11 protein-coding genes and 1 riboswitch are annotated in these 12,811 nt (G+C 73.5%); of the genes, 7 read left to right on the plus strand and 4 right to left on the minus strand.

The features are described from left to right. Window positions 1-156: 156 nt before the first annotated feature. The 5 genes from ACGF07_RS02295 to ACGF07_RS02315 all read left to right on the plus strand — a co-directional run bounded on the left by ACGF07_RS02295 (window position 157) and on the right by ACGF07_RS02315 (window position 5,842). Window positions 157-1,440, plus strand: coding sequence for a homoserine dehydrogenase (locus ACGF07_RS02295; protein ID WP_392894632.1), 1,284 nt, complete (start codon window positions 157-159; stop codon window positions 1,438-1,440). Between the two features lie 162 nt (window positions 1,441-1,602). Continuing rightward, the gene (locus ACGF07_RS02300) at window positions 1,603-2,079 is read left to right on the plus strand and encodes a hypothetical protein (protein WP_392894634.1); all 477 of its coding nucleotides are present in this window, start codon (window positions 1,603-1,605) and stop codon (window positions 2,077-2,079) included. 10 nt (window positions 2,080-2,089) lie between these two features. Continuing rightward, window positions 2,090-4,009 carry a 2-oxoacid:acceptor oxidoreductase subunit alpha gene (locus ACGF07_RS02305; RefSeq protein ID WP_392894636.1) on the plus strand — a complete coding sequence of 640 codons (1,920 nt, stop codon included), beginning with the start codon at window positions 2,090-2,092 and terminating at the stop codon, window positions 4,007-4,009. Further along, entirely contained in the window at window positions 3,999-4,952 is a 954-nt protein-coding gene (locus ACGF07_RS02310; RefSeq protein ID WP_392894638.1) for a 2-oxoacid:ferredoxin oxidoreductase subunit beta, read from the plus strand. Before ACGF07_RS02305 ends, ACGF07_RS02310 begins: the two co-directional genes overlap by 11 nt. Further along, on the plus strand, window positions 4,949-5,842 hold the full coding sequence (locus tag ACGF07_RS02315; RefSeq protein WP_392894639.1) for a thioesterase II family protein: 894 nt from the start codon (window positions 4,949-4,951) through the stop codon (window positions 5,840-5,842). Before ACGF07_RS02310 ends, ACGF07_RS02315 begins: the two co-directional genes overlap by 4 nt. Here the strand turns inward: ACGF07_RS02315 and ACGF07_RS02320 are convergent. From ACGF07_RS02320 to gcvT, 4 genes are all read right to left on the minus strand, one after another. Next, on the minus strand, window positions 5,829-7,196 hold the full coding sequence (locus ACGF07_RS02320; protein WP_392894641.1) for an L-serine ammonia-lyase: 1,368 nt from the start codon (window positions 7,194-7,196) through the stop codon (window positions 5,829-5,831). The genes ACGF07_RS02315 and ACGF07_RS02320 overlap by 14 nt on opposite strands. A 188-nt stretch (window positions 7,197-7,384) precedes the next feature. Then, window positions 7,385-8,665 (minus strand): serine hydroxymethyltransferase, encoded by a 1,281-nt coding sequence (gene glyA, locus ACGF07_RS02325; RefSeq protein ID WP_350750133.1) that lies wholly within the window; start codon window positions 8,663-8,665, stop codon window positions 7,385-7,387. 84 nt (window positions 8,666-8,749) lie between these two features. Beyond that, entirely contained in the window at window positions 8,750-9,127 is a 378-nt protein-coding gene (gcvH, locus tag ACGF07_RS02330; protein WP_350750131.1) for a glycine cleavage system protein GcvH, read from the minus strand. Between the two features lie 122 nt (window positions 9,128-9,249). Further along, on the minus strand, window positions 9,250-10,371 hold the full coding sequence (gene gcvT, locus ACGF07_RS02335) for a glycine cleavage system aminomethyltransferase GcvT (protein WP_392894643.1): 1,122 nt from the start codon (window positions 10,369-10,371) through the stop codon (window positions 9,250-9,252). Between the two features lie 231 nt (window positions 10,372-10,602). After that, a riboswitch (glycine riboswitch) is annotated at window positions 10,603-10,707 on the minus strand. Between the two features lie 218 nt (window positions 10,708-10,925). On the opposite strand from gcvT, the gene ACGF07_RS02340 reads away from it, so the two are divergent. Beyond that, on the plus strand, window positions 10,926-11,720 hold the full coding sequence (locus tag ACGF07_RS02340) for an enhanced serine sensitivity protein SseB C-terminal domain-containing protein (protein ID WP_392894644.1): 795 nt from the start codon (window positions 10,926-10,928) through the stop codon (window positions 11,718-11,720). A gap of 116 nt (window positions 11,721-11,836) precedes the next feature. After that, on the plus strand, window positions 11,837-12,766 hold the full coding sequence (locus ACGF07_RS02345; protein WP_392894646.1) for an enhanced serine sensitivity protein SseB C-terminal domain-containing protein: 930 nt from the start codon (window positions 11,837-11,839) through the stop codon (window positions 12,764-12,766). Window positions 12,767-12,811 lie beyond the last annotated feature (45 nt).

Here is a 12,811-nt window from a genome sequence, read left to right on the forward strand (position 1 = left end):
GCTCCGCCCGGCCCGGGGACCGGCCCCACCGACCGAGAACCACGGCACTGGCAACGAGCGCGCCGGCGGCTGCGACGAAGACGGCTGCGATCAACACGGCTGCGACGAAATCGGCTGCGACAACAACAGCTTCCACAGCAGAACGGGGTCGGAAAGATGCGCACACTGAAAGTAGCTCTCCTCGGATGCGGCGTCGTGGGCACCGAGGTGGCGCGGTACCTCACGCTCCACCAGGACGACCTGACGGCCCGGATCGGGGCACCGGTGGAACTGGTGGGCATCGCCGTCCGGCGGGCCGACCGGCTCCGGCCGGGGGTGCCCGAAGAACTGGTCGGCACCGACGCCGCGGCCCTGGTGGCCCGGGGCGACCTCGACGTGGTGATCGAGGCGATCGGCGGCATCGAGCCCACGGACGAGCTGATCCGCAGCGCGATCGCCCACGGCGCCTCGGTGGTCAGCGCCAACAAGGCGCTGATCGCGGCCCGGGGCGCCGCCCTGCACCTGGCCGCCCGGGAGGCCGGGGTCGACCTCTTCTACGAGGCCGCGGTGGGCGGGGCGATCCCGCTGCTCCGGCCGCTGCGGGAGTCCCTCGCGGGGGACCGGGTGAACCGGGTGCTCGGCATCGTCAACGGCACCACCAACTTCATCCTGGACAAGATGGACTCCACCGGGGACGAGTACGAGGTCGCCCTCAAGGAGGCCACCGCGCTCGGCTACGCGGAGGCCGATCCGACGGCCGACGTGGAGGGCCACGACGCCGCGGCGAAGGCCGCGATCCTGGCCGGACTGGCCTTCAACACCCGGGTCACCGCCGACCAGGTGTTCGTCCAGGGCATCACCGGGGTGAGCGCCGCGGACATGGCCAGCGCCCGGGCGGCGGGCAGCGTGGTGAAGCTGCTCGCCATCTGCGAGCGGGGCGACGACGGCGAGTCCGCCACCGTCCGGGTCCACCCGGCGATGATCCCGCTCGACCACCCGCTGGCCTCCGTCCGCGGCGCCGACAACGCCGTGCTCGTGGAGGCGGAGGCCGCGGGCCGGCTGATGTTCCACGGGCCGGGCGCGGGCGGCGCGCCCACCGCCAGCTCCGTCCTCGGCGACCTGGTCACGGCCTGCCGCAACCGGCTCGCAGGGACGGCCGGGCCGGGCGACACGGTCTACCGGGCGCTCACCGTACGGCCGATGGCCGAGGTGGTCACCGGCCGCCACGTCGATCTGGACGTCCAGGACGAGCCCGGCGTGCTCGCCGCGGTGGCGGCGGTCCTCGCCGAGCACGGGGTGTCCGTCGACACCCTCCGGCAGCACCGCGGACCGGCCGGCACCTCCCTCGTCGTGGTGACGCACCGGGCCGCCGACGCCGCCCTGACCACGGCCGTCGAGGCCGTCGCGGCCCTGCGCCAGGTCCGGGCCGTCAACAGCACGATGCGCGTCGAGGGCCGCTAGGGACCGTCTTCAAGCCCCCGCCTGCGGGCCGACGCCGGGGGCATGAAGACGGTCCCTGGGGCACGTCGCGTACCCCCGCCCGCGGGGGCTTGAAGACGGGCCCCAGGGCCCGGGGCGCTCCTCCCCACCGATCACGAATCACTTGGAGAACAGGTGGTAGCGATGGACCGAACGCCGGCGACCGAGACCCGGCACGCCGTAGTCGATTCCGGAGCCCTGTACCAGCTCGCTGCCGGCCACTCGCCGGCAGCGGTGGAGCTCCGCAAGCAGGTGCGCAGCGGTGAGCTGCAACTGACCGTCCCGATGGCCGCGTTCTCGGTGAGCTCCAGCATGCGCTCCTGCTGGGACACCGAGTGCCGGCTCGAGCACCCGGACGACGGGGTCGACGCGCTGCGCGACTTCCTCGACCGGCCCGGCCTCCGGATCCACCAGCCGACCGCGGACTTCGCGCTCACCGCCGGCGGCCTGTACGCCGACTGCGTGGACCGCCGGGTCGTCGGCTCCGAGGTCCTGGCGGCCTGCCACTCGGTGCTGCTCGCCGAGCAGGAGAGCGTCCCGCTCATCTCCACCGCCAGCGCGCGCTACTGCTACGTCCCGCTGTCGTCCTGGGACGCCGCCAACCAACTCGTCTTCGTCTGAAGGACCCGCCATGATCGTCGAGAGTCCCGCGCGGCCCGCACCGGCCGCCAAGCCCGTCAGGTCCCTGGACCGGGTGGTCATCCGTTTCGCGGGCGACTCCGGTGACGGCATGCAGCTCACCGGGGACCGGTTCACCTCGGAGACGGCGGGCTTCGGCAACGACCTCTCCACGCTGCCGAACTTCCCGGCCGAGATCCGGGCCCCCGCCGGAACGCTGCCCGGCGTCTCGTCCTTCCAACTGCACTTCGCCGACCACGACATCCTCACCCCGGGCGACGCCCCGGACGTGCTGGTGGCGATGAACCCGGCGGCCCTCAAGGCGAACCTGCCGGACCTGCCGCGCGGCGCGGAGATCATCGTCAACACCGACGAGTTCACCAAGCGCGCGCTGGCGAAGGTCGGCTGGACGGCGGACCCGTTGGACGACGGGACGCTCACCGGCCACCGGGTGCACCCCGTGGCGCTGACCACCCTGACGGTGGAGGCGCTCAAGGACAGCGGGCTGGCCCGCAAGGACGCCGAGCGGGCGAAGAACATGTTCGCCCTCGGCCTGCTGTCCTGGATGTACCACCGCCCGACCGAGGGCACCGAGCGGTTCCTGCGCGGCAAGTTCGCCAGGAAGCCGGAGATCGCCGAGGCCAACATCGCCGCGTTCCGGGCGGGCTGGAACTACGGCGAGACCACCGAGTCCTTCGCGGTCTCCTACCAGGTCGCCCCGGCGGCGAAGGCGTTCCGGCCGGGCCGCTACCGCAACATCTCCGGCAACCTCGCCCTCTCCCTGGGGCTGGTCGCCGCCGCCCGCCGCTGCGAACTCCCGCTGTTCCTGGGCTCGTACCCGATCACCCCGGCCTCGGACATCCTGCACGAGCTGTCCAAGCACAAGAACTTCGGCGTGCGCACCTTCCAGGCGGAGGACGAGATCGCCGGCATCGGCGCGGCCCTCGGCGCCGCCTTCGGCGGGGCGCTCGGCGTGACCACCACCTCGGGGCCCGGCGTCGCGCTGAAGTCGGAGACCATCGGGCTGGCCGTCTCCGTCGAACTGCCGTTGCTGATCGTGGACATCCAGCGCGGCGGCCCGTCCACCGGACTGCCGACCAAGACCGAGCAGGCCGACCTGCTGCAGGCCATGTTCGGCCGCAACGGCGAGGCCCCGGTGCCGATCGTCGCCCCCGCCACGCCGGGGGAGTGCTTCGAGGCGGCGCTGGAGGCGGCCCGCATCGCGCTGACCTACCGGACCCCGGTCTTCCTGCTCTCCGACGGCTACCTGGCCAACGGCTCCGAACCCTGGCGCGTCCCCGAGCCGGACGAACTGCCCGATCTGCGCGTGGAGTTCGCCACCGAGCCGAACCGCGAGGACGGCAGCTTCTGGCCGTACCTGCGCGACCCCGAGACCCTCGCCCGGCCCTGGGCCGTCCCGGGCACCCCCGGTCTGGAGCACCGGATCGGCGGCATCGAGAAGCAGGACGGCACCGGCAACATCTCCTACGACCCGGCCAACCACGACCTCATGGTCCGTACCCGGCAGGCCAAGATCGACGGCATCAGCGTCCCGGACGTCGCCGTGGACGACCCGACCGGCGACGCCCGGATCCTGGTCCTCGGCTGGGGTTCGACCTACGGCCCGATCGCCGCGGGCGTGCGCCAGGTACGGGCCGGCGGCGGCAAGGTGGCCCAGGCGCACCTGCGCCACCTCAACCCCTTCCCGGCCAACCTCGGTGCGGTGCTGAGCAGTTACGAGAAGGTCGTCGTGCCGGAGATGAACCTCGGCCAGCTCGCGCTGCTGCTGCGGGCGAAGTACCTGGTGGACGTCCGCTCGTTCACCCAGGTCTCCGGCATGCCCTTCAAGGCCGACCAACTGGCCGCCGCCCTCGAGGCCGAGCTGTCCGACCTTCCCGCGCCGTCCGGAACGGAGTCCACCGATGGCCGCTGAACTGAAGCTGATCGACACCAAGCCGACCGCCCGGGACTTCAAGACCGACCAGGAGGTGCGCTGGTGCCCCGGCTGCGGGGACTACGCCATCCTCGCCGCGGTCCAGGGCTTCCTCCCGGAGCTGGGCGTCCAGCGGGAGGACATCGTCTTCGTCTCCGGCATCGGCTGCTCCTCCCGCTTCCCGTACTACATGAACACCTACGGGATGCACTCGATCCACGGCCGTGCCCCGGCGATCGCCACCGGGCTCGCCGCGGCCCGACCGGACCTGTCGGTCTGGGTGGTCACCGGTGACGGCGACGCGCTGTCGATCGGCGGCAACCACCTGATCCACGCCCTGCGGCGGAACGTCAACCTGAAGATCCTGCTCTTCAACAACCGCATCTACGGCCTGACCAAGGGCCAGTACTCGCCCACCAGCGAGACCGGGAAGATCACCAAGTCCACGCCGATGGGCTCGCTGGACGAGCCCTTCCGCCCGCTGTCGCTGGCCCTGGGCGCGGAGGCCACCTTCGTGGCCCGCACCATCGACTCCGACCGCCAGCACCTCCAGTCGGTGCTGCGGGCGGCGGCGGAGCACCAGGGCACGGCGCTGGTGGAGATCTACCAGAACTGCAACATCTTCAACGACGGCGCCTTCGACGTCCTCAAGGACCCCGCCACCCGCGACACCGCGCTGCTCCGCCTCGAACACGGCCGGCCGTACCGGCTCACCCCGGACGGCGAGGAGATCGTCCACGACGTCGCCGACCCGGATCCGACCCGCGCCTTCGCGCTCTCCCGGCTCTCCGAGCCCACCCCGATCGGCGTCCTGCGCGACGTCGAGCGCCCGGTGTACGACCGGCAGCTCAACGAGCAGCTGGACGAGGCCGTCCGGCGCCAGGGCGAGGGCGACCTGACGGCCCTGCTCGGCGGGGAGGACTCCTGGACGGTGGCCCGGTGACGTCCGCCCCGGCCGTGGCCGGCGGCCGCTGGATCCGCAGCTTCCACAGCGCGCGGCCCGGCGGCGCCCGGCTGGTCGCCCTGCCGCACGCCGGGGGCTCGGCGTCGGCGTTCCGCTTCCTGTCGAACGCGCTGGCCCCGGAGCACCAGGTGCTGGTCGTGCAGTACCCGGGCCGCCAGGACCGCTTCCACGAGCCGGCGGTCACCGACGTCCACGAGCTGGCCGAGCACGTGGTGGAGTCCCTGGAGCCGTACCTGGACGAGCCGCTCGTCCTGTTCGGCCACAGCATGGGCGCCAGCATCGCCTTCGAGACGGCCCGGCGCCTGGAGCGGCGGGGTGCCGGGCCGGCCGCGCTGATCGTGTCCAGCCGGACGGCCCCGGGCATCGGCCTCGGGCTCCCGCACACGGTGCACGAGCTCGGGGACGCCGAGCTGCTGGCGGAGCTGGCGGCGTTCGGCGCCGTCGACCGGCGGATCGCCGAGGACGAGGACCTGCTGCGGCACACCCTCGAGGTGATCCGCGGCGACTACCGGGCGGTGGAGACCTACCGCCCGGTCGCGGGCTCCCGGGTCCACTGCCCGGTGAGCGTCCTGGTGGGGGACCGCGACCCGAGGGTGTCGCGGGACCAGGCCTCCGCCTGGGAGGCCTGGTCCGCCCGGGGCGTCGACCTGCGGGTGTTCGAGGGCGGCCACTTCTTCCTGGAGGAGCACGCGGAGGCCGTCGCCGCGCTGGTCCGCGCCGCGCTGGTCCGCGCGGCCGCGGTCCGTCCGGTACCGGCCGGCACGGCGCCCGTCCGTACGGCGCCCGTCCGTCCGGCGCCCCCGCACACCGGATCCCCGCACGCGGCGCGGGGCCGGGTGCCCGGGGCCGCCGTGATCAGCACTCGATGACGTTGACGGCGAGGCCGCCGCGCGAGGTCTCCTTGTACTTGATCTTCATGTCGGCCCCGGTCTCCTTCATCGTCTTGATCGCCTTGTCCAGCGAGACGTGGTGCCGGCCGTCGCCGCGCAGCGCCATCCGGGCGGCGGTGACGGCCTTGACCGAGGCCATGCCGTTGCGCTCGATGCACGGGATCTGGACCAGGCCGCCGACCGGGTCGCAGGTGAGGCCGAGGTTGTGCTCGATGCCGATCTCGGCGGCGTTCTCGACCTGCTCGGGGGTGCCGCCGAGGACCTCGGCGAGGCCGCCCGCGGCCATCGAGCAGGCGGAGCCGACCTCGCCCTGGCAGCCGACCTCGGCGCCGGAGATGGAGGCGTTCTCCTTGAAGAGCATGCCGATGGCGCCCGCCGCGAGCAGGAAGCGGACGATGCCGTCCTCGTCGGCGCCCGGGATGAAGTTCAGGTAGTAGTGCAGGACGGCCGGGATGATGCCCGCCGCGCCGTTGGTGGGCGCGGTGACGACCCGGCGGCCGGAGGCGTTCTCCTCGTTGACCGCCATCGCGTAGAGAGTCACCCACTCCATCGCGTTGGCCGGGCCGATCCCCTCGGCGCGCAGCGTCCGGGCCGCGGCGGCGGCCCGGCGGCGGACCTTGAGGCCGCCCGGCAGGATGCCCTCGCGGGTCATGCCGGCCCGCACGCACTCCTGCATCACGGACCAGATCTCCAGCAGCCCGGTCCGGATCTCCTCCTCGCTGCGCCAGGCCTTCTCGTTCTCCAGCATCAGGCCGGAGATCGACAGCCCGGTCTCCCGGGTGAGCCGCAGCAGCTCCTCGCCGGTGCGGAAGGGGTAGCGCAGCACGGTGTCGTCGGGCTTGACCCGGTCCGCGCCGATCGCGTCCTCGTCCACGACGAAGCCGCCGCCGACCGAGTAGTAGGTCTTCTCCAGCAGGGCGGAGCCGTCCGCCGCGAACGCCCACAGGGTCATCCCGTTGGCGTGGTACGGCAGCGAGCGGCGCCGGTGCAGGACCAGCTGGTCGTCGGGGTCGAAGTCGATGGTGTGCTCGCCGAGCAGGTCGAGCCGCTTCTCGGCGGCGATCCGCTCGACGTCCTTGTCGGCCTGGTCGACGTCGACGGTCCGGGGCGAGTTGCCCTCCAGGCCCAGCAGGACGGCCTTGGGGGTGCCGTGGCCGTGGCCGGTGGCGCCCAGCGAGCCGTACAGCTCGGCGCGCACGGCGGTGGCCCGGGGCAGCAGGCCTTCGGAGCGCAGCCGGCGGGCGAACATCCGGGCCGCGCGCATCGGGCCGACGGTGTGGGAGCTCGACGGGCCGATGCCGATGGAGAAGAGGTCGAAGACGCTGATGGCCACGGGGGACGTCCTTGTCTGTCTCGTGGAAGGACTTAGCGGGCTGGAGGGGGCTGGGCGGGGCCGACACGGGACGGGGCACCGCGCGCACTGTCCAGTGTGCGCGGTGCCCCGGAGTCCCAGGTGCACCGGCGGAGTGAGGCCGGTCACCCGGGGCGGGCCCTATGCCCGGTGAACCGGACGGGGCCGGATCACTCCTGGTTGGCCAGGTTGGGGTAGAGCGGGTACTTCTCGGCCAGGGCGGTGACGCGGGCCTTCAGGGCGGCGGCGACGGTCTCGTCGAAGGCGGGCTTGAGCGCCTCGGCGATGACATCGGCGACCTCGCGGAAGTCCTCGGCCCGGAAGCCGCGGGTGGCCAGGGCCGGGGTGCCGATGCGCAGGCCCGAGGTGACCATCGGCGGGCGCGGGTCGTTCGGGACGGCGTTGCGGTTGACCGTGATGCCGACCTCGTGCAGGCGGTCCTCGGCCTGCTGGCCGTCGAGGCTGCTGTTGCGCAGGTCGACCAGGACCAGGTGGACGTCGGTGCCGCCGGACAGCACGGTGGCGCCGGCCTCGGCGACGTCCTCGCGCAGCAGGCGCTCGGCGAGGATCCGGGCGCCCTCCAGGGTGCGCTGCTGCCGCTCCTTGAACTCCTCCGAGGCGGCGACCTTGAAGGCGACGGCCTTGCCCGCGATGACGTGCTCCAGCGGACCGCCCTGCTGGCCGGGGAAGACCGCGGAGTTGATCTTCTTGGCGTGCTCGGCCCTGGACAGGATGACGCCGCCGCGCGGGCCGCCCAGGGTCTTGTGGGTGGTGGTGGTGACGACGTCCGCGTGCGGCACCGGGTTCGGGTGCAGCCCGGCGGCCACCAGGCCGGCGAAGTGCGCCATGTCCACCATGAGCAGGGCGCCGACCTCGTCGGCGACCCGGCGGAACTCGGCGAAGTCCAGCTGGCGCGGGTAGGCGGACCAACCGGCGATGATCAGCTTCGGCTGGTGCTCCTTGGCCAGGCGCTCGACCTCGGCCATGTCGACCTGGCCGGTCTTCTCGTCGACGTGGTACGCGACCACGTTGTAGAGCTTGCCGGAGAAGTTGATCTTCATGCCGTGGGTCAGGTGACCGCCGTGGGCCAGGTTCAGGCCCAGGATGGTGTCGCCCGGCTGGATCAGCGCGAACATCGCCGCGGCGTTGGCCTGCGCGCCCGAGTGCGGCTGGACGTTGGCGTGCTCGGCGCCGAACAGGGCCTTGACCCGGTCGATCGCGATCTGCTCGACCACGTCGACGTGCTCGCAGCCGCCGTAGTAGCGGCGGCCGGGGTAGCCCTCGGCGTACTTGTTGGTGAGCACCGAGCCCTGGGCCTCCATGACCGCCACCGGGGCGAAGTTCTCGGAGGCGATCATCTCCAGGGTGGTCTGCTGGCGGTGCAGCTCGGCGTCGACCGCGGCGGCGATCTCCGGGTCGAGGGCGTGCAGGGACTGGTTGAGAACCGTCATGGTGTGGTCTTCCCGGGGAGGAGAGCGGAGGGACGGCGGGGTCGGGCGGGCCGCCGTGGTGCGGCCCGCCCGGTCACGAGCGGGTCAGCTGTGGGTGAGCGCGTCGTACTCGTCGGCGCTGAGCAGCTCGTCGGTGGACTCGACGCGCACCTTGAACAGCCAGCCGCCCTCGAAGGGGGCGCTGTTCACCAGGCTGTTGTCGTCCAGGACGTCCTGGTTGACCTCGGTGACCTCGCCGGTCACCGGGGAGTACAGGTCGCTGACCGACTTGGTCGACTCCAGCTCGCCGCAGGTCTCGCCGGCGGCCACGGTGTCGCCGACCTCGGGCAGCTGCACGTAGACGATGTCACCGAGCGCGTCGGCGGCGTGCTTGGTGATGCCGACCGTGGAGACACCGTCGGCGTCCGCGGCCGTCAGCCACTCGTGCTCCTTGGTGTACTGCAGGTGCTGGGGGTTGCTCATGGCGTCATTCTCCAGGATGGGAAGCGGGTACGACGAAGCGGGCCGCCAGGCGGACGGCTCCGACGTGCGGGTATGGGGGAAGGAAGGGGCCGGCCGGGCCCGCGGGCCCGGCCGGGGCGGGCTCAGCGGGCGCGCTTGTAGAACGGCAGCGCCACGACCTGGACCGGCTCGTGCTTGCCGCGCACGTCCACCGCGACGGTGGTGCCGGGGGCGGCGTGGGCGGCGTCGACGTAGGCCATCGCGATCGGCTTGCCCAGGGTCGGGGAGGGCGCGCCCGAGGTGATCCGGCCGATCGGAGCTCCCTCGGTGGAGACCACGGTGTACTCGGCGCGGGGCACCCGCTTGCCCTCGGAGACCAGGCCGACCAGCACCTTCGGCGGGTTGGCCTCGGCCGCGGCGGCCGCCTGCTCCAGCGCCTTGCGGCCGACGAAGGCGCCGTCGTTGGTCGTCTTGTCGAAGCGGACGACCCGGCCCAGGCCCGCGTCGAAGGGGGTGAGGTCGGTGGACAGCTCGTGCCCGTACAGCGGCATGCCCGCCTCCAGGCGCAGGGTGTCGCGGCAGGACAGCCCGCACGGCACCAGGCCGCGGCCCTCGCCGGCGGCGGTCAGCGCCTGCCAGACGTCCTCGGCGTCGCCCGGGTGGCAGAAGATCTCGAAGCCGTCCTCGCCGGTGTAACCGGTGCGGGCCAGCAGCACGTCGCGGTCGGCGACCCGGGCCGGGAGGATCGCGTAGTACTTCAGGCCGGGCAGGTCGGCGTCCGTGGTTCCGGCCAGGATCGCGGTGGACTCCGGGCCCTGGACGGCGATCAGGGCGTAGGTGTCGCGGTCGTCGGTGACGACGGCGTCGAAGCCCTTGGCGCGGGCGATCAGCTCGTCCAGGACCAGCTGGGCGTTGGAGGCGTTGGCGACGACCAGGAAGGCGTCCTCGCGCAGCCGGTAGACGATCAGGTCGTCCAGGATGCCGCCGTCCTCGGCGCAGATCATGGTGTAGCGGGCGCGCAGCACGCCCAGCGCGGAGACGAAGCCGACCAGCGCGTGGTCCAGCATCTCGCCGGCCTGCGGGCCGGTGACGGTGATCTCGCCCATGTGCGAGAGGTCGAACAGACCGGCCTTGGTGCGGACGGCGAGGTGCTCCTCGCGCTCGCTGCCGTAGCGCAGCGGCATGTCCCAGCCGGCGAAGTCGGTCATGGTCGCGCCGAGGGCGCGGTGCAGCGCGTCGAGCGCGGTCAGGCGGAGGGACGACATGGCCAGGAACTCCTCGGTCGGGGCACTCAGGGGTGCACGCGCCGGGACGGGACCCGCTCGGGGACCGACCCTGCGCGCGGGCATGCGGCGGCGTGGGTCTCCCCATCTGTCGTCGAACCTGAGAGCTTCACCGCCCACCTGCCCGCAGCTGTTTCCAGCATCCAGGACAGCATGGCGGCTTGCACCGTGGGTGGGCGCGCGACAGGGCCGGGCGCCGCTTTCCAGATGTGCCTAACCCGTGCGGTAAGGGGGCCTGAGAGATTCCGGGGAGGACTTGCTCCTTCGGCGCCGGCCGTACCGCCTGGGCGGCACTCCGGACTCTCCCGCGCGGGTTCGAGCGGCCGGTGTGGAGTTGTGGGGGCCCGCGGCGCATGCCGTCGGACGCGCACATCATGGCACGTCCACGGGCGCGGGGGGAGGGGGGCCCGGTCACACCGCCCGAAGTCGAACCCGTGCCCGACCGGCGCCCGACCGGCGTCCCACCGGGCCCCTAGACTTCTGCGCGTCGGCGCAGCAGTGGGCGGCCGACCGGCACGAGGGCGGATCGGCGGCGCATGGAGTACCCGGTGGAGCAGCAGCAGGGGTGGGGCGGCCCGGAGGCGGCGCCGCCGGGCGGCGCCTGGCCGGCCAACGAGCTGGAGCAGGTGCTGACGGCCGCGCTGGGCGACCCCGGCGCGACGCCGCGGGTGATCGAGGTGCTGGCCCGCAGCCAGGTGTGGATCCCGCTGCCGGCCGGCGGCGATCCGGCCGGGCAGTCGCTGGACCTGCCGACCGTCGAACTGGCCGGGGACCCGTACGTGCCGGTGTTCTCCTCGCAGGAGGTGTTCCTGCAGCAGGCGCCGGGGATGGCCTTCGCGATCGCGCCGGCCTGGGAGTTCGCCCGCGGACTGCCGCTGGGCGTGGGCATCGCGGTCAATCCCGAGGCCGCGGTGGGCATCCCGGTGCCGCCGCAGGGCGTGGCGGAGCTGCGCCGCGGGCCGCGGGAGGACCGCTGGGACCAGCCGGAGGCGCCGACCGGCGGCCGGGTGGCGCTGCGCGAGCCGGTGCCGGGCGAGGACCCGGAGCACTTCCTGGCCGCCTGCCGGGCCGAACTGTCGGCGCTGCCGGGGGTGCTGACCGCGCGCCGGGCGCTGGCCAGCATCGAGGGCGAGCCGACCGTGATGTTCGTGGGCGTCCAGTTGGATCCGGCCGCCCCGGCCGACCCGGGCGCGGTGAACGAGGCGCTCGGCCGGGCGCTGGGAACCGCGCCGCTGCCGGGCGGCGTCCACCTCGTGCTGCTCGACCTCGCCGACGACCCGGTGGTCGAGTGGCTGCTCACCCGGGTACTGCCTTTCTATACGCGGATGTGAGCGGGGATCGTTCGTGAGCACGTCGCCGTGGCGGTGGCCGGTGCCGCGCCATAGGGTGCGTGCAGGCGGCTGACGGGCCGGCTGGGTTGAGGAAAGAGGCGCGGCGAGGTGGGCGCATGAGTGCGGGAGCGGGAACGGGCGGTGGGCCGGGCCCCTGGGGCCAGGCGCCGGCCGGGCGCCCGGCGGATCCGGGCGCGTTGGAGCGCGCCCTGCGCGACGTCGCGCCGGAGCGTTACGACGCGTACGAGCGGCTGCTGCACGCGCTCGCCGACGGCCAGGTCTGGATGCTGCTCTGGCACGGCACGCCGGGCAGCCCGGACGCGCAGTACGGGAACATGGAGATCAGCGGCCACGGCTACGCCCCGGCCGTGACCTCGCCCGAGCAGCTGACGGCCTCCGGCTGGGCCCGGGCCCACGAGGTCATCTCCGGGCGGGAGATCGCCGCCTCGCTGTACCGCACCCGCTGGGGCCTGTGGCTCAATCCGCACGCCCCCGGCGGCGGGGTCGGCGTGCCGTGGGCGGACCTGCGGCGGATCGCCGCGGGTCTGGACCGGCTGCCGGCCGGCCCCCTGAAGCTGAGCGAGCCGCAGGTGAACGCCCAGCAGTTCTTCGCGCTGCTGGAGCGGCAGGCCGGCGAGGTGCGCGCGGTGCGGGCGCTGCGCCGGGCCTGGGTGCAGCCCGCGGTGGGGGAGCCGTACCTGGCGATCGGCCTGGACCTCTACGAGAGTTCGCCGCCGGCCGTGGAGGCGGTGCGGGCGCTGATGCAGCGGGCGATCGCGGTGGCGCCCGAGGGGCTCGCGGTGTCCACCGTGGCGATGGCCGACGAGTACGACCCGGTGGCGCTGTGGATGCGCGCCAACGCCCGGCCGTTCTTCGACCGGGAGGCGGGGCGCCCGCCGACCGGCCCGTACCCGCCGGTGCCGTACCCGGCGCAGTCGCTGCCGGGGCAGCCGGCGCCGGGGTGGTCCTACGGCCCGCAGCCGAACGCGCCGGGCTGGGGGCAGCCGCAGGGGCCGCGGTCGTGGCCCGGATACCCGGGCCGCTGACAAACCCGGGACCAAACGCATATTCACCAAGCCGACCTGATTCGC

The organism is Kitasatospora sp. NPDC048194 (assembly GCF_043202455.1).
In the GTDB taxonomy this organism is placed as follows: domain Bacteria; phylum Actinomycetota; class Actinomycetes; order Streptomycetales; family Streptomycetaceae; genus Kitasatospora.